Annotated in this window: 15 protein-coding genes; 12 read left to right on the top strand and 3 right to left on the bottom strand. The window is 74.3% G+C overall.

Annotated elements, in window-relative coordinates:
- Positions 1 to 130: 130 nt before the first annotated feature.
- Positions 131 to 1,519, bottom strand: coding sequence for a glycoside hydrolase family 43 protein (locus tag ACIGAN_RS14905; protein WP_399857604.1), 1,389 nt, complete (start codon positions 1,517 to 1,519; stop codon positions 131 to 133).
- A 239-nt stretch (positions 1,520 to 1,758) separates the two neighbouring features.
- On the opposite strand from ACIGAN_RS14905, the gene ACIGAN_RS14900 reads away from it, so the two are divergent.
- The 7 genes from ACIGAN_RS14900 (at position 1,759) to ACIGAN_RS14870 (ending at position 9,044) form a co-directional block, all read left to right on the top strand.
- Complete coding sequence (locus tag ACIGAN_RS14900) at positions 1,759 to 3,183, top strand: amidase (RefSeq protein ID WP_399857601.1); 1,425 nt, start codon at positions 1,759 to 1,761, stop codon at positions 3,181 to 3,183.
- 116 nt (positions 3,184 to 3,299) lie between these two features.
- On the top strand, positions 3,300 to 3,746 hold the full coding sequence (locus tag ACIGAN_RS14895; protein WP_365097411.1) for a type II toxin-antitoxin system PemK/MazF family toxin: 447 nt from the start codon (positions 3,300 to 3,302) through the stop codon (positions 3,744 to 3,746).
- A 578-nt stretch (positions 3,747 to 4,324) separates the two neighbouring features.
- Positions 4,325 to 5,626 (top strand): ergothioneine biosynthesis glutamate--cysteine ligase EgtA, encoded by a 1,302-nt coding sequence (gene egtA, locus ACIGAN_RS14890; protein WP_399857596.1) that lies wholly within the window; start codon positions 4,325 to 4,327, stop codon positions 5,624 to 5,626.
- Positions 5,623 to 6,966, top strand: a complete 1,344-nt coding sequence (gene egtB / locus ACIGAN_RS14885; protein WP_399857594.1) for an ergothioneine biosynthesis protein EgtB — start codon at positions 5,623 to 5,625, stop codon at positions 6,964 to 6,966. Before egtA ends, egtB begins: the two co-directional genes overlap by 4 nt.
- Positions 6,966 to 7,754 (top strand): ergothioneine biosynthesis protein EgtC, encoded by a 789-nt coding sequence (egtC, locus tag ACIGAN_RS14880; RefSeq protein ID WP_399857591.1) that lies wholly within the window; start codon positions 6,966 to 6,968, stop codon positions 7,752 to 7,754. Before egtB ends, egtC begins: the two co-directional genes overlap by 1 nt.
- Positions 7,751 to 8,713, top strand: a complete 963-nt coding sequence (gene egtD, locus ACIGAN_RS14875; RefSeq protein WP_365097423.1) for an L-histidine N(alpha)-methyltransferase — start codon at positions 7,751 to 7,753, stop codon at positions 8,711 to 8,713. Before egtC ends, egtD begins: the two co-directional genes overlap by 4 nt.
- Positions 8,714 to 8,828: 115 nt before the next feature.
- Positions 8,829 to 9,044: a dodecin gene (locus tag ACIGAN_RS14870; RefSeq protein WP_094053312.1), complete on the top strand. Its 216-nt coding sequence runs from the start codon at positions 8,829 to 8,831 to the stop codon at positions 9,042 to 9,044.
- A 30-nt stretch (positions 9,045 to 9,074) separates the two neighbouring features.
- Here ACIGAN_RS14870 and ACIGAN_RS14865 read toward each other — a convergent pair whose 3' ends face one another.
- Positions 9,075 to 9,569: a phosphatase domain-containing protein gene (locus ACIGAN_RS14865; protein ID WP_399857589.1), complete on the bottom strand. Its 495-nt coding sequence runs from the start codon at positions 9,567 to 9,569 to the stop codon at positions 9,075 to 9,077.
- A 617-nt stretch (positions 9,570 to 10,186) separates the two neighbouring features.
- On the opposite strand from ACIGAN_RS14865, the gene ACIGAN_RS14860 reads away from it, so the two are divergent.
- The 3 genes from ACIGAN_RS14860 to rpmF all read left to right on the top strand — a co-directional run bounded on the left by ACIGAN_RS14860 (position 10,187) and on the right by rpmF (position 12,429).
- On the top strand, positions 10,187 to 10,555 hold the full coding sequence (locus ACIGAN_RS14860; protein WP_399857909.1) for a DUF485 domain-containing protein: 369 nt from the start codon (positions 10,187 to 10,189) through the stop codon (positions 10,553 to 10,555).
- Positions 10,549 to 12,144 carry a cation acetate symporter gene (locus ACIGAN_RS14855; protein WP_399857586.1) on the top strand — a complete coding sequence of 532 codons (1,596 nt, stop codon included), beginning with the start codon at positions 10,549 to 10,551 and terminating at the stop codon, positions 12,142 to 12,144. Before ACIGAN_RS14860 ends, ACIGAN_RS14855 begins: the two co-directional genes overlap by 7 nt.
- A gap of 114 nt (positions 12,145 to 12,258) precedes the next feature.
- Positions 12,259 to 12,429 carry a 50S ribosomal protein L32 gene (rpmF, locus tag ACIGAN_RS14850; protein ID WP_101375277.1) on the top strand — a complete coding sequence of 57 codons (171 nt, stop codon included), beginning with the start codon at positions 12,259 to 12,261 and terminating at the stop codon, positions 12,427 to 12,429.
- On the opposite strand, the gene ACIGAN_RS14845 is transcribed toward rpmF, so the two are convergent.
- Positions 12,412 to 13,119 (bottom strand): nucleotidyltransferase domain-containing protein, encoded by a 708-nt coding sequence (locus ACIGAN_RS14845; protein ID WP_365741494.1) that lies wholly within the window; start codon positions 13,117 to 13,119, stop codon positions 12,412 to 12,414. The two genes, rpmF and ACIGAN_RS14845, sit on opposite strands and share 18 nt — an antisense overlap.
- A 135-nt stretch (positions 13,120 to 13,254) precedes the next feature.
- Between ACIGAN_RS14845 and ACIGAN_RS14840 the strand changes: the two genes are divergently transcribed.
- Both ACIGAN_RS14840 and ACIGAN_RS14835 read left to right on the top strand, forming a co-directional pair.
- Positions 13,255 to 14,241, top strand: a complete 987-nt coding sequence (locus ACIGAN_RS14840; RefSeq protein WP_399857582.1) for an LLM class flavin-dependent oxidoreductase — start codon at positions 13,255 to 13,257, stop codon at positions 14,239 to 14,241.
- Between the two features lie 11 nt (positions 14,242 to 14,252).
- Positions 14,253 to 16,601: an ATP-binding cassette domain-containing protein gene (locus ACIGAN_RS14835; protein WP_399857579.1), complete on the top strand. Its 2,349-nt coding sequence runs from the start codon at positions 14,253 to 14,255 to the stop codon at positions 16,599 to 16,601.
- Positions 16,602 to 16,621 lie beyond the last annotated feature (20 nt).

Here is a 16,621-nt window from a genome sequence, read left to right as displayed (position 1 = left end):
GGCCCGGCCCCCCCCCCCCCCGGGCGCGCCCACCCCCCCCCCCCCCCCCCCCCCCCCCCCCCCCCCCCCCGCCGCGCGGGGCCCCCCCGGCCAGGTCCGGGCCCGGGCCCGGGAACCGTGGAGCGGCCGGTCAGGCCCAGGCCGTCACCGGCAGGAACGAGCTGTCCTGGCGGAACAGGTCCGTGCCGTTCGCGCGTTCGACGCGGAGCTGGTAGGCGTAGTGGCGCAGGTAGTGGCCGGGGTGGTTGTACGACTCGAAGCGGACGGAGCCCGCCGTGGCGCCGGCGCGCAGGACGAACGTGGCGTCCTCGGCGAACGTCCTGGTGCCGTCGTTCACGTCGAAGCGCGCACGGAAGTCCCGGTGGCGCAGGTAGGCACCGGACGCGTCGCGGAAGGAAAAGCCGCCGCCGTCGGCGAGACCGGCGACGACCGTGAAGGTGGCGGCCTGCCTCTGCGCGGCGGTGCTGGAGCCGCTGACGACCGGCAGGTTCAGCAGCGAGGACTGCTGCTGCCAGGAGCGGGTCGGGTAGTTGGCGGAGCGGAAGGAGCGGGTGACGTTCCGGGCCAGGCTCGGTCCGCCCGCCACGGTCTCCTTGACGACGCTGAAGTGCCGGGCCCTGCCGGAGATCGCGGGCAGTGCGGCCGGTGTCGTCCAGGTGGCGAAGGTGTCGCGGCTGTCGCTGTAGTAGTAGGTCCCGTCGCCGTAGCCGTCGAAGAACATCCGCCAGGTCCCGTTGTCGAGCTGCACCAGCGCCGGGCCCTCGCGATAGCCGCCCCAGCCGGCCCAGTCGCCGGTCCGGCGGATCGTGTAGGGGCCGGCGAGGTGCGAGGCGGTGGCGTACTCGATGTACTTCGTCGTCTCGTTCTTGGGGAAGGCGTGGTAGGTCGAGCCGGTCCGCACGATGAAGGTGTCGATGTGGTTGGCGCCGATGCCGGCCAGGGCGACCGGTGAAGTCCACGCCGTGAGGGCCGAGTCGGCCGCCCGCATCAGGTACGGCGTGAAGATCCACTCGTTGTCGGTGGTGGAGCAGGAGACGACGAGGTGCACGCTGCCGTCGCCGTCGACGAACCACTCGGGCGCCCAGGCCCGGGAGAGCCCGGGCAGGGGAACGGTGTAGTCGTACAGGAAGGTCCACTCGACGCGGTCGGCGCTGCGGGCGAAGCCGATGGTCGTGCTGGTGTCCTGCCAGGTGCGCGTGGTGTAGGTGACGTAGTAGTGGCCGTCGGTGTGCCGGAGCACGCTCGCGTCGCGGATCCGGCCGGCCGGCGGTGTGTACGCGGAGGCGCGCAGGAGCCGGAAGTCGGTGGCGTCGTCCGACTGGTAGACGTCGACCGTGCCGTCGTCGCTGTCGAGGAACGGCACGATCGTGTAGCGCGTGGCCGAGCCGCTCGGGGGAGCCGCCGCCAGGGCGCTGCCGAGCAGTCCGGGCGCCCCGCCCAGCAGCGCGGCCGAGGCGGGCGCGGCGGCCAGGGCGCGCAGCAGGGCACGGCGGGACGGGGCGGCGGGGTGTGGAGTCACGGGGCTCTCCCTCGGACAACGAGTTCGATATGTCGAACGGAGTTCGGCACGTCGATCAGTGAGTGGGGGCTCAGAACGTAGGGGCCGGGCGCACGGCCGTCAATGGTTTGAACAGCGGCGGACGAGCCCAGTGAGGAGGATGTGGCCCGCGGGTGAACGTCCGCTCCCGGCAGGGGCGTTCCCCCACCGGCCACCGGACGTTACCGTTCGGTAGACAAGCCGCTTCCGGAGGTGACCGCATGACGCTCGACCGTGCCGCAGGCCTGGCGGAGACCGCTCGTGCGCTGGCCGCCGGGGAGGTGACGTCCCGGGCGCTGGTGGAGCGCACCCTGGCGCGCGTCGAGGCGACCCAGGGCGACCTCAACGCCTTCCGGATCGTGCGGACCCGGGCGGCGCTCGCGGAGGCCGAGGCGGCCGACCGGGAACTGGCCGCCGGGATCCGCAGACCGCTGCTCGGTGTGCCGGTGGCGGTGAAGGACGACATGGACGTGGCCGGTGAGCCGACCGCGTTCGGCTGCTGCGGCGAGTTCCCGCCGGTCGCCGAGGACGGCGAGGCGGTACGGCGGCTGCGCGCGGCCGGGGCCGTGATCGTCGGCAAGACCAACACGTGCGAGTTCGGGCAGTGGCCCTTCACCGAGGGGCCCGCCTTCGGCGCCACCCGCAACCCGTGGAGCCCGGAGCACACCCCCGGCGGCTCCTCGGGCGGCTCGGCGGCGGCGGTCGCCGCCGGGCTGGTGCCCGCCGCGCTCGGTTCGGACGGCGCCGGCTCGGTGCGGATCCCGGCAGCGTGGACCCATCTGGTGGGCATCAAGCCGCAGCGCGGCCGCATCTCCACCTGGCCGCGCGGCGAGTCCTTCCAGGGCATCACCGTCAACGGCACCCTCGCCCGCTCGGTCGCCGACGCGGCCCTGCTGCTGGACGCGGCGAGCGGCAACCACGCCCGGGACCCGCACCGCCCCCCGGCCCTGGACGTGTCGGGCGCCGTGGGCCGGGACCCCGGGCGGCTGCGCATCGCGTTCTCCCTCAAGCCGCCGTTCACGGCGGTGCCCGCGCGCCTGCTGCCGGAGGTGCGCGCCCGGGTCGTCGCGCTCGCCGAGCACCTCGCCGCCGCGGGGCACCGGGTCGAGGAGGCCGACCCGCCCTACGGACGGATCGGGCTGACGTTCGTCCCGCGCGCGACGGCCGGGATCGCCGAGCGGGTGGGCGAGGCTCCCTTCCCCGCGCTGCTGGACCGGCGCACCCGGGACGCGGCCCGGCTGGGCCGGCTCCTCGGCGGGGCCCCGCTCAGGGCGGCACGGCGGGCGGAGGCCGTGCTGCACCGCCGTATCGGCGCGTTCTTCGACTCGTACGACCTCGTCCTCGCGCCCACCACCGCCGCTCCCCCGCCCCGCATCGGCGCGCTGGTGGAACTCAGCGGATTCGCCACCGACCGGGCCATGATCGCGGCCTGCCCCTACGCCTGGCCGTGGAACGTGCTGGGCTGGCCGGGGGTCAACGTGCCGGCCGGCTTCACGCCGGACGGGCTGCCCGTGGGGGCCCAGTTGCTCGGCCCGGCGAACAGCGAGCCGCTGCTGGTGCAGGTCGCCGCCCAGCTGGAGGCGGAGCTGCGCTGGTCCGAGAAGTGGCCGTCGCCGCCGGTCACGGTCCCCTCCGCCGCGGCCTGAGCGCCCACGGGCGCCGGGTGCCGGGTGCCGCTCGGCACGGGCCGGGAAGACACCGACGGATGACGAGCGACCCGCGGGGCGGGCGGGACTTTACGGACACGGCCTAGGGTGCCCCCGTGACCGCGACAACGGATGAGAACGTCCCCGGCCGCCACGGCCCCTCCGCAACCGTGCAGGCCGACCCGCGCGAGGTGGGCCGGGTGCGCACGGAGTACTCGCCCGCCCACGACGGCGACCCCGACCCGGGCGAGATCGTCTGGACGTGGGTGCCGTTCGAGGAGAACGACGGGCGGGGCAAGGACCGGCCCGTGCTGGTCGTCGCCCGCGAGCCGGCCGGGACGTTCCTCGCCGTGCAGCTGTCCAGCAAGCGGCACGACGGCGACCGGGAGTGGGTGCCGATCGGCAGCGGCCCCTGGGACCGGTCGGGCCGCGACTCGTGGGTCGACGTCGACCGGGTGCTGCGCCTGCACGAGCGCGGCATGCGCCGGGAGGCCTGCGCGCTGGACCGCATGCGGTTCAACGCGGTCAGGCGCCGGCTGCAGGAGCGCTACGGCTGGAGCTGACGGCCGCGGTCGCCGACGAGGCCGAGGCCGGGGCCCGCAAGCGCCTCGGCCAGGGTGCGCGTCACCCGGACGGCGGCACCGGGACCGGTCCGGCCCGCGCACCCGCGCGCCTCACGAGCCGCCCGCACGCGCGGACCACCCGCCCCCGCCGAGCCGCGAGGGAGAACCCGGGCCCGCGAGGAGAACCCGGGCCCGCGGGGGAGAACCCAGCGCCCGTCCGGGGCGCCGGGCTCCCGTCGCGAGGATCCCCCCGTTCCCCCGCTCGGTACCGCGCGGCCGCGCGGTCACGGCGCCACCCCCGTGCGCGCCGTGACCACGCGCCGCGCGGCCGTTCCTGTCGTGCTCACGTCCGGCATCGTGGCCGACCCCGGACCCCGGCGCAACGCGATTTCCGCCGCCTGGAAACAGCGGGGAAAGCACCGGGGAACACACGGCCGCCCCGGATGACCAAACCAGAACGTCCCGATTCGCCCCCTTGTGCCGAGCGGCTCGAACGTCTTGGGTGGAACGAGCGGTCCCGGCCGGGCCGTCGGAAGGCCCGGACCGGTGGCATGGTGGAATCTCAGGAGGATCCCGACATGTCCGATTCGGTAAGTGGCTGTACCGAGCCACGCACCCTGTTGTCCGAGGCAGACGTCGAGGCCCTGGTCCGCGGCATCTGCTTCAAGACCGGCCCGCCACGCCGCCTCGGTGTCGAGGTGGAATGGCTCGTCCACGAGCTGCGCGCCCCGCAGCTCCCCGTCCCGCACGAACGACTCGAAGCGGCCTACGCCGCACTGCGGACCCTGCCCCTGAGGTCGGCGCTCACCGTGGAGCCCGGCGGCCAGCTGGAGCTGAGCTCGCCCCCCGCCGCCTCCCTGACGGAGCTCGTCCGCACCGTCTCCGCCGATCTGGACGCCGTCCGCGCCGTCCTGCGCGAGGACGGTCTCGCCCTCGTCGGCCTCGGCCACGACCCCTGGCAGGAACCCCGCCGGTTCCTGCACGAGCCGCGCTACGACGCCATGGAGGCCTGCCTGGACCGCGACGGTCCCGCCGGCCGCGCCATGATGTGCACCTCGGCCTCCGTGCAGGTGTGCCTGGACGCCGGTCACGAGGAGCCCGGCCCGCTCGGCCACGTGCGGCGCTGGTGGCTCGCCCACCACCTGGGCGCGGTCCTGGTGGCGGCGTTCGCCAACTCCCCGCTCGCCGGCCACCGGCCGACCGGCTGGCTGTCCACCCGGCAGCTGCTGTGGACCGAGATCGGCGCCGGCCGGGCGGGCGGTCCGCCACTGGACGCCGACCCGCGCGGCGCCTGGGCCCGGCACGTGCTGGACGCCCCCGTGATGTGCGTACGGCACGACGGCGCGCCCTGGGAGGTCCCCGACGGGCTCACCTTCCGCGAGTGGATCCGTACCGGCGTGCCCCGGCCGCCCACCCGGGAGGACCTCGACTACCACGTCAGCACGCTGTTCCCGCCGGTCAGGCCGCGCGGCCATCTCGAACTGCGCATGATCGACGCGCAGCCCGGCGACGACGGCTGGATCGTGCCGCTGGCGGTGGTGGCGGCGCTCTTCGACGACCCGGAGGCCGCCGAGACGGCCTACCGGGCCGTGAAGCCGCTGGCCGAACGGACCCTGGGGCTGCCCGCGCCGCACAACCCGCTGTGGCGGGACGCGGCCCGCTCCGGACTGGCCGACGCCGAACTGCGCGAGGTGGCCGTCACGTGCTTCACCACCGCGCTGGAGGCCCTGCCCCGGCTCGGCGCCGCCCCCTCGGTCGTCGAGGCCGTCACGGCCTACCGGGACCGCCACGTCGTCCCGGGCCGCTGCCCCGCCGACGACCTGCTCGACCGACAGCGCGGCACGGACGGCCGCGCCGACGAGAAGGACTTCCGCCCATGACCGACCTCTCCACCGCCGCCGCCACGGACGGCGGCACCGCCGATCCCGAGGCACTGCGTGCGCGCGCGCTCACCTCGCTCGTCGTCGCGCGCGAGCGCACCACGCTGCTGACCGGTTGCGTCGAGGAGCCCGACCTGACCGCGCAGCACTCGCCCCTGATGTCGCCGCTGGTGTGGGACCTCGCCCACATCGGCAACCAGGAGGAGCAGTGGCTGCTGCGGGCCGTCGCCGGGCAGGAGGCGATACGGCCCGAGATAGACAGCCTCTACGACGCCTTCGAGCACCCGCGCGCCGAGCGGCCGAAACTGCCCCTGCTGTCGCCCACCGAGGCGCGCGGCTACGCGGCCGACGTCCGGGCCCGGGCGCTGGACGTGCTGGAGCGGGCCGCCTTGCACGGGACGCGGCTGACCGAGGCCGCCTTCGCGTTCGGGATGATCGCCCAGCACGAACAGCAGCACGACGAGACCATGCTGATCACCCATCAGCTGCGCACCGGCCCCGCGGCGCTGACCGCCCCGGACCCCGAGCCGGTGCCGCTGTTCACCGGCCCGTCCGAAGTCCTCGTGCCGGGCGGGCCGTTCACGATGGGCACCAGCGACGAGCCGTGGGCCCTGGACAACGAACGCCCCGCGCACCGGCGCGAGGTGGCGCCGTTCTTCATCGACACCACGCCGGTGACGAACGCCGCCTACCAGGCGTTCATCGAAGACGGCGGCTACACCGACCCCCGCTGGTGGGCGCCGAAGGGCTGGGCGCACATCCGCACACACGGCATCGGCGCCCCGCTGTTCTGGCGGCGGGACGGCGGGCAGTGGCTGCGGCGCCGCTTCGGCGTCACGGAGGTCGTCCCGCCCGACGAGCCCGTGGTGCACGTGTGCTGGTACGAGGCGGACGCCTACGCCCGCTGGGCCGGACGCCGGCTGCCTACCGAGGCCGAGTGGGAGAAGGCGGCCCGCCACGACCCGGCCGCCGGCCGTTCCCGGCGCTATCCCTGGGGCGACGCCGACCCGGGCCCCGAACACGCCAACCTCGGCCAGCGGCATCTGCGCCCGGCCCCGGCCGGCAGCTACCCGGCCGGTGAGTCGCCGCTCGGCGTACGCCAGTTGATCGGCGACGTCTGGGAGTGGACGGCGAGCGACTTCCTGCCCTACCCGGGCTTCAGGGCGTTCCCGTACAAGGAGTACTCGGAGGTGTTCTTCGGGTCCGAGCACAAGGTGCTGCGCGGTGGTTCGTTCGCCGTGGACGCGGTGGCCTGCCGGGGCACCTTCCGCAACTGGGACTACCCGATCCGCCGGCAGATCTTCTCCGGGTTCCGCACGGCCCGCTCGCAGGACGCCTGATGTGCCGTCACCTCGCCTACGTGGGGCCGCCGGAGGCACTCGGCCGCCTCCTGGTGGAGCCCGGGCACGCGCTGTACCGGCAGTCGTGGGCGCCCCGGCACCAGCGGTACGGGACGGTCAACGCCGACGGCTTCGGTGTCGGCTGGTACGCGCACGGGGACCCGGTGCCGGCCCGCTACCGGCGGGCCGGGCCGATCTGGGCGGACCTGTCGTTCGCCGACCTCGCCCGGGTCGTGCGGACCACCGCGCTGCTCGCCGCGGTGCGCGACGCGACCCTGTCGGGCGCGGACGCGGAGGCCGCCGCGGCCCCCTTCGCGGCGGGAACCTGGCTGTTCAGCCACAACGGCGCGGTCCCGGGCTGGCCCGGCTCCCTGGCCGCCGTCTCCCGCACGCTGCCGCCCGAGGACCTGCTGTCGCTGGAGGCCCGCAACGACTCGGCGCTCGTGTGGGCGCTGGTCCTGGCGCGGCTGCGCGGCGGTGACGAGGAAGGCCAGGCGCTGGCCGACACGGTGCTGGAGGTCGCGGCGGCGGCCCCCGGCTCCCGCCTCAACCTGCTGCTCACCAACGGCGACACGATCACCGCCACCGCCTGGGGCGACACCCTGTGGTACCTCACCCGCCCCGGCGGCGGCACCGTCGTGGCCTCCGAGCCCTACGACGACGACCCGCACTGGCAGCAGGTCCCCGACCGCACGCTCCTCGCGGCGAGCCGCACGGACGTGCTGCTCACCCCGCTGAAGGAGCCGGCCGAGCCCCTCGCGCCACCCTCGAAGGAGCCCCGTACGTGAGCCCGTTCCACCTCACCCGCACCCTCGCCGGGGACGCCACGGAGGCGGCGCTGCGCGCCGACGTCCACCGGGGTCTGACCGGCCGCCCCAAGACGCTGCCGCCCAAGTGGTTCTACGACGCGCACGGCAGCGACCTGTTCGAGCGGATCACCGAACTGCCCGAGTACTACCCGACCCGCGCCGAACGGGAGATCCTCCTGGCCCGCTCCGGCGACATCGCCGCGGCGACCGGCGCCCGCACCCTGGTCGAGCTGGGCTCCGGCTCCTCCGACAAGACGCGGCACCTGCTGGACGCCCTGACGGACCTGCGCACCTACGTCCCGGTCGACGTCAGCGGCAGCGCCCTCACCCAGGCCGGGCAGGCGCTCGCCGCCGAGCGGCCCGGGCTGGACGTGCACGCGCTGATCGCCGACTTCACGGCGGAGCTGACGCTGCCGGACACGCCGGGGCCCCGGCTGGTGGCGTTCCTCGGCGGCACCATCGGCAACCTGCTGCCCGCCGAGCGCGCCGCGTTCCTGGCCTCCGTGCGTGCCCTGCTCACCCCGGGCGACGCCCTGCTGCTCGGCACGGACCTGGTCAAGGACGAGGAGGTGCTGGTCCGTGCCTACGACGACGCGGCCGGGGTGACGGCCGCGTTCAACAAGAACGTGCTGACCGTGATCAACCGGGAGCTGGGCGCCGACTTCGAGCCCGGCGCCTTCGACCACGTGGCCCGGTGGGACGCCGAGCACGAGTGGATCGAGATGCGGCTGCGCTCCCGTACGGCGCAGACGGTGAAGGTGCCGGCGCTCGGCCTCGCCGTCGACTTCGCGGCGGGCGAGGACCTGCGCACCGAGATCTCGGCGAAGTTCCGGCACGAGGGCGTGCGGGCCGAACTGTCCGCTGCGGGGCTGGACCTGGCCCACTGGTGGACGGACGGCGCCGGCCGGTTCGCACTCTCGCTGAGCGTGGCGCGCTGACACCGGACGGCCCCTGGACGGCGGCGGGGCGGAGACGACGTCTCGCGCTTCGCCGCCGCGTGGGGCACGGTGGAGTGACGCGTGGCACACCGGTCACTCACGGAGGAGCAGCGGCATGTCGAACCACACCTACCGGGTCACGGAGATCGTCGGCACCTCGCCCGACGGCGTCGACCAGGCCATCCGCAACGGCATCGACCGGGCCTCCCAGACCCTGCGCAACCTGGACTGGTTCGAGGTGACGCAGGTGCGCGGCCAGCTGGAGGAGGGCCGGATCGCGCACTGGCAGGTGGGTCTCAAGGTGGGCTTCAGGCTGGAGGGGTCCGAGTAGCGGAGCCGGTCCAGCGCACCGGTCCGGGTCTCAGGTACGCCCTTCGCGCTCCTGCGCCGCCTTCATCTCGGCGGACCGGTCCGCCCAGTCGGCCCGTACGACGGTGAAGCCCGCGCGCCGGGCGTCCGCGCAGACCAGTTCGTCGTCGTCGACGAGGACGCGGACCTCGCGCGTGCGGGCGAGCCGCTTGAGGATCTCCAGCTTGGTGAACCGGGCGGGCCGCCGGTCGGCGTCCCGCCGCATGTACACACGGCCCTCGGGCAGCCCGTGGGCGGCCAGCCAGTCCAGCGTGTCGCGCCGGCAGCGCTCGGGCCGCCCGGTGAGGTAGACGATCTCGCACTCCCGGGCGCTGTCCGAGACCAGGGCGATGCCCTCGGCCAGCGGCCCGTCCTGCGGCGCCGCGGCGAAGAACGCGTCCCAGTCCTTCGGCCTGCGCTCCAGGAACCGCTGCCGGTGCGCGGTGTCGGCGAGGGTGTTGTCCAGGTCGAAGACGGCCAGCGGGGCCTTGCTGCGATCGTCGCTCACGCGGCCCAGCCTAGGCCGTGTCCGTGAAGTCCCGCCTGCCCCGCCCTTTCCGGCCCGCCGGCCGCGTCGGTCCGCACGAAGCGCACGAAGGCCTCACGAGCCGCACGGAAGCCTCACGAGGCGCACGGGCGCGTCGGCGGCGCATTTCGGCCAGCCTGGCCGGGGAAAAGGCCCGGACGATGCTCCGCCCGGCCTTTTCCCGCAGGCCGTCGTCGGCCCGTCCGTCGCGCGACCAGACGTGAACGAGCCATGGGCGCGGGGCCGTTGATCCGCACGGTTGATGCCTCAAGCACGGCACTGACATACTCCGCTTCCAGCCCCGCCACCACCCGTGGCCGGGGCTGGTCGGGGATCTCCACACCGAGCCCCGGGCCGTATCCGTGTTTCCGGGCAGCGAGCCGTCCCGGTTGCACGAACCCCCCACAGAGCCCGCACCCCCACAGTGTCCCCGGCATCCCTCCACCCTGCGCGAAAGCCGGGCGCGACACTGATCCGACGGGGTCGAGTGCGGGGCACGAAGCAGCGAAGAAGGTGCGCCTGTGCCCGAATTCCCACCGCGGCGGGACCACAATCCCCCCTTTCCGCATTCGCACATCGAACATACTCCGCCGTCCCGCATATCCGACCTCCCGGAATTCCACTCCCTGCGTCGCGCACAGCGCCGGTTCGGCATCCGGGCGACACTCTTTTCGGTCGGCGGATTCCTGCTGTACGTGCTGCTGTCGAGTTTCGTCCCCGCGGTGATGAACCAGCCCCTGTTCGGCCGTCTCACGATCGGACTCGGCCTCGGCCTCGGGCAGTTCGCCGTCATGGGCGTGACCGCGTGGTGCTACGTCCGGCACATGCGCACCCGGGTCGATCCGCTCGCCCGCGGCCTGCGCTCCCGTCTGCAGCACGAGAGCCACAGCCGTGCCCGGTCCGCCGCGCGCACCGACGCCACCGGCCGGCCCCTCCAGCCGGGCGCCGGGGGGTTCCGCACGTGGTGACCGCCGCCGCCATCGACGACCGCAGCCTGCAGCTGACGTTCGTGCTGTTCCTGACCGTGGTCGTGATCACCCTGTTCACGGCGCTGCTGACGGCGCCGCAGCGGGACGAGATCAGCGAGTTCTACCTCGGCGACCGCGCCATGTCGCCGCTGCGCAACGGCCTGGCCATGTGCGGCGACTACCTCTCCGCGGCGACGCTGCTGGGCAGCACCGGGCTGGTCGCCCTGACGGGGTACGACGGGCTGATGTACCTGGGCGGCACCACCGTGGCGTGGATGATGGTGCTGCTGCTGATCGCCGAACCCCTGCACCGCACGGGCCGGTTCACGCTCGGCGACACGGTCGCGCTGCGCCTGCCCCGGCGGCAGCGCCCGGTGCGGATCGCCCTGGCCGTGTGCATCCTGGCGATCGCGACGCTCTACCTGGTGGCCCAACTCGTCGGCAGCGTCGCGCTGCTGACGCAGTTCACCGGTGTGCCGAGCGGCACCACCCGCACCCTGTGCGTGGTCGTGATCGGCACCTTCGTGATCCTGTACGCCTCCCTCGGCGGCATGCCCGGCGCGACGGTCATCCAGATCATCAAGGCCGTGATGCTGGTGGTGGGCGTGCTGTTCACCGCGGGCTGGGTGCTGTACCACTTCCGCTGGAACCCGAACGCCCTGCTGGAGAGGGCGTCCGAGCGCAGCGGCTCCGGGCCGCTGTTCCTGGAACCCGGACTGCGCTACGGCGGCACGGTCGGCAACAAGCTGGACTTCCTCAGCCTGGAACTGGCCATCGTCCTCGGGCTGGCCGCCCTTCCGCACGTGCTGATGCGCCTGCTCGCCCCGCGCCGGAGCGGTGTGCTGCGCTCCTCCGTGCTGTGGGCCGTCGGCCTGGTCGGCGCGGTCTGCTTCGGCGCCGGCATCCTCGGCCTCGGCGCCACCGCGCTGCTCGGCCGGGAGACCCTCGTGAGCACCGACCGCACCGGCAACTCCGCCGTACTGCTGCTCGCCCACGAGCTGGGCGGCAGTGTGCTCACCGCGCTGCTGACCTGTCTGGCGTATCTGACCCTGCTGGCCGTGGCGGTCGGTCTCACCCTGGCCGCGGCCTCGTCCCTGGCGCACGACCTGTACAGCGAGGTGATCCGCAAGGGCCGCGCGACCGAGACGGAGGAACTGACGGTGGCCCGGCTGTCCGGGGCGGTCATCGGGATCCTCGGGATCCTGCTCGCCCTGGTCGCCTGGGGCGCCAACACCGCGACGCTCGCCTTCCTGGCCTTCGCCATCGCCGCGTCCGCGATCCTGCCGACGATCGTCTACACCCTGTTCTGGCGGCGCTTCTCGGCCGGCGGAGCCCTGCTCAGCCTCTACGGCGGCCTGCTCTGCTCCGTGCTGCTGGCGGTGTTCTCCCCGGTGGTCTCCGCCGCCCCGGGCTCGTTCTACCCGGACGCGGACTTCGCCTGGTTCCCGCTGCAGAACCCGGGCATCGTCTCCATCCCCGCCGGCTTCCTCCTGGGCTGGCTCGGCACGGTGCTCGACAAGGGGCCGGCGGAAGAGGCCGGGACGCGCGAGGCGTTCGAGGTGCGGATGCTCGTGGGCGCCGGCGACTGACCCGGGCACCGCCCGGGGACGGCGGCGGGGCGGCACCGGGACGCACATTGTTAATGGGATCCATTTTCATGTAGCGTCCTCGGTGCCGTCCACCGTCCACCGAGGAGGAGTCCCATGGCCGTCCCCAAGCGGAAGATGTCCCGCAGCAACACCCGTCACCGCCGCGCCCAGTGGAAGGCGGCGACGCCGACGCTGGTCCCGGTCACCGTCGACGGCGTCCGGCACCTGGTCCCGCAGCACCTGGTCCGGGCCTACGAGCGCGGTCTGCTACGCCCCGAGGGCTGAGTCCGCCGCCGTGTAGAACCGCGCCCGGACCCGGTGCAGCCAGGCCTCGACGGGAGCCTCGTCGGGCTCGTCCGGCAGCACGGTCGGGCCCGCCCGGAAGGCGTCCTCGTACCGCCGCAGCAGCGGCTCGGCGGCCGCCGGATCGGCGGCGACGCGCTCGCCGAAGGCGTGGTACTCCTCCGGGTCGTCGACGCGGATCGTCAGCCGCCCGGTGGTGTACAGCCGCAGGCCCTGCTCGCACAGCCGTTTGAGGTGCCGGGCGTGTTTCGCGGTGCGCCCGCGGGAGTCCGCGCAGACCGAGCCGCCGGCGCGGGCCTCCAGCCGACGGAACTGCTGGGTGGCGTAGCCGAGATAGGCGTCCCGGACGCGCCGGGCGGACAGGAACGCGGTCCGTATGCCGATCAGCTCGTCGCCGAGCGGGGTCCGCACCTCGTACAGGTCCTCCGGGAGCCACACCAGCTCCATGGCCGTCGGGTTGCCGCCCAGCGCCAGCCGGCACCACTTGGCGGCCTCGTGCAGCGTGCGGTCGGGTGCCGTGCCGACGTGGGACTCCTTGGGCCGGTGCAGGCCGTGCAGCTGTGCCGTGGGCGCGGCGAACAGACCGAGGCGGTCGATGTCGGAGCCCTCGCGGGCGAGTCCGTAGGCGGTCGATCCGACGATGCCGCTGAGCAGGACGTTGGGGACGGTCACGGGCGGCCGCCTTTCGCTTGCGGGTACCCGGACATTGTCGTGACCCGGACGAAACCGGTCATCCGAATTACCGGCGGGGCGCCCGACCGCCGCGGCGACGGAATACCGGCGGCCCCGCGCGGCGTAGAACCTCGTATGGAACCCGTGCGCCTGTCCGTCCTCGACCGCTCCCGCACCCGCGAGGGGCACACCCACCCCGAGGCGCTGCGCGACACGGTGCGGCTGGCGCGGGAGCTCGAGGCCCTCGGCTACCACCGGATCTGGGTCTCGGAGCACCACGGCGTGCCCGGGGTCGCCGGTTCCGCGCCGACCGTGCTGGCCGCGGCGGTGGCGGCCGCCACCGGCACGATCCGGGTCGGCACGGGCGGGGTGATGCTGCCCAACCACCGGCCGCTGGTCGTGGCCGAGCAGTTCGGCGTGCTGGAGTCGCTCTTTCCCGGGCGGATCGACATGGGCCTCGGCCGCTCCGTCGGCTTCACGGACGGGGTGCGCAAGGCCCTCGGCCGCGACAAGGGCGACGCCGAGGACTTCGAGGCGCAGCTGCGGGAACTGCTGGGCTGGTTCCTGGGCACCTCCCCCACCGGGGTGCGCGCCCGCCCGGCCGAGGGGCTGACCGTGCCGCCGTTCGTCCTGGCCATCGGCGAGGGCGCCGGCATCGCGGCCCGCCTCGGCCTGCCCCTGGTGATCGGCGACCTCAGGAACCGGGAGAGGATGCGGCACGGCATCGACCACTACCGCGAACACTTCCGCCCCTCGCCCTGGGCACCGGAACCGTACGTCGTCGTCTCCGGCACGGTCGCCGTGGCCGCCACCCCCGAGGAGGCCCGGCGGCTGCTGATCCCCGAGGCCTGGTCGATGGCGCACGCGCGCACGCACGGCACCTTCCCGCCCCTGCCGCCCGCCGAGCGCGTCGAGGCGCTCACCCTGACCGGCAAGGAGCGCGACGTCTACGAGGCCGGGCTCACCGGCCACATCGCGGGCACCGAGGAGCAGGTCGCGCACGAGCTGCGGACGCTGCTGAAGGAGACGGGGGCGCAGGAGGTCCTCGTCACCACCAGCACCTACGACCGCGCGGCCCTGCTGGACTCCTACCGGCGGCTGGCCGCGATCACCTCCGGTTAGAGTCGGTGCCCATGCACGACCCCGATGACGCCCCCGACCCGTACGTCCGTGTCCGCGGAGCCCGCGAACACAACCTGCGCGGGGTGGACGTCGACGTCCCGCGGAACGCCCTGGCCGTGTTCACCGGTGTGTCCGGCTCGGGGAAGTCGTCCCTGGCGTTCGGCACGGTCTACGCCGAGGCGCAGCGGCGCTACTTCGAGTCGGTGGCGCCGTACGCGCGCCGGCTGATCCATCAGGTCGGCGCGCCGAAGGTCGGGGAGATCACCGGTCTGCCCCCGGCCGTGTCGCTCCAGCAGCGGCGCACGGCACCCACCTCGCGCTCCTCGGTCGGTACGGTCACCAACCTCTCCAACTCGCTGCGCATGCTGTTCTCCCGGGCCGGCGCCTATCCGCCCGGCGCCCGGCGGCTCGACTCCGACGCCTTCTCGCCCAACACGGCGGCCGGGGCCTGCCCGGAGTGCCACGGGCTCGGGCGGGTGCACCGCACCACCGAGGAGTCGCTGGTGCCCGACCCGTCGCTGTCGATCCGCGAGGGCGCGATCGCCGCGTGGCCGGGCGCCTGGCAGGGCAAGAACCTGCGGGACGTCCTGGACGCGCTCGGGTACGACGTGGACCGGCCGTGGCGGGAGCTGCCCGCCGAGCAGCGCGAGTGGATCCTGTTCACGGACGAGCAGCCGGTGGTCACCGTCCACCCGGTGCGGGACGCCGACCGCATCCAGCGGCCCTACCAGGGCACGTACACGAGCGCCCGGCGCTATGTGATGAAGACCTTCGCGGAGTCGAAGAGCGCCACCCTGCGGGCGAAGGCCGAGCGGTTCCTCACCAGTGCCCCCTGTCCGGTCTGCGGCGGCAGCCGGCTGCGGCCGGAGGCCCTGGCGGTGACCTTCGGCGGCCGGACCATCGCCGAGCTGGCGGCCGTGCCGCTGGTGGAGCTGGCCGCCCGCCTCGACGCGACGTCGGAGGCGGCCCGGGTCCTGACCGAGGACCTGAAGTCCCGTATCGCACCGGTCGTGGAACTGGGTCTGGGCTACCTCAGCCTCGACCGCCCCACCCCCACCCTCTCGGCGGGCGAACTGCAGCGCCTGCGCCTGGCCACCCAGCTGCGCTCCGGCCTGTTCGGCGTGGTCTACGTCCTGGACGAGCCGTCGGCCGGGCTGCACCCGGCGGACACCGAGGCACTGGTCACGGTGCTGGAGCGGCTGAAGCGGGCCGGGAACTCGGTGTTCGTCGTGGAGCACCACCTGGACGTCGTACGCGGTGCCGACTGGCTGGTGGACGTCGGCCCCGGCGCGGGCGAGCACGGCGGGCGGGTGCTGCACAGCGGCCCCGTGGCCGCCCTGGCCGGTGTCGCGGAGTCGGCGACGGCCCGCTACCTCTTCGACCGCTCCCCCGCGCCCGCCCGGGAGGTCCGCACCCCGACCGGGTGGCTGAAGACCGGCCCGGTCACCCGGCACAACCTGCGCGGGGTGAGCGCCGCGTTCCCGCTCGGCGTGTTCACCGCGGTCACCGGCGTGTCCGGCTCCGGCAAGTCCACGCTCATCGGCGAGATCACCGGGGAGACCGCGGGGGTGGGCCGGCTGGTCTCGGTCGACCAGAAGCCCATCGGCCGCACGCCGCGCTCGAATCTCGCCACCTACACCGGCCTGTTCGACGTGGTGCGCAAGGTGTTCGCGGCGACCGGCCCGGCCCGGGAACGCGGCTTCGGCGCCGGCCGGTTCTCCTTCAACGTGGCCGGGGGACGGTGCGAGACGTGCCAGGGCGAGGGGTTCGTCAGCGTGGAGCTGCTGTTCCTGCCGAGCACGTACGCGCCCTGCCCGGACTGCGGCGGGGCCCGGTACAACGCCGGGACGCTGGAGGTGACGTACCGGGGGCGGAACATCGCGCAGGTGCTGGACCTGACGGTGGAGAGCGCGGCGGAGTTCTTCGCGGACACCCCGGCCGTGGCGCGCAGCCTGGCCACCCTGCTCGACGTGGGCCTCGGCTACCTGCGGCTGGGCCAGCCCGCGACGGAGCTGTCGGGCGGCGAGGCGCAGCGGATCAAGCTGGCGAGCGAACTGCAGCGCGGCCGGCGCGGACCCACCCTGTACCTCCTGGACGAGCCGACGACCGGTCTGCACCCGGCCGACGTGGACGTCCTGATGCGCCAGTTGCACGGCCTGGTCGACGCCGGGAACACCGTGATCGTCGTCGAGCACGACATGTCCGTCGTCGCGGGCGCGGACTGGGTGATCGACCTCGGTCCCGGCGGCGGGGACGAGGGCGGCCGCATCGTGGCGGAGGGACCGCCCGAGCGGGTGGCCCGCTCGGCGGAGAGCCGGACGGCGCCGTACCTGTCCCGCACGCTGTCCGGCATCCGCTGAGCCGGCGGCACGTCCGCCGG

Origin of the sequence: Streptomyces sp. NPDC085931 (assembly GCF_044540565.1) — a bacterium.
Lineage (GTDB): Bacteria > Actinomycetota > Actinomycetes > Streptomycetales > Streptomycetaceae > Streptomyces.
Note: the sequence above shows the minus strand (reverse complement) of the source record. Positions and strands in the feature narration are given on the sequence as shown.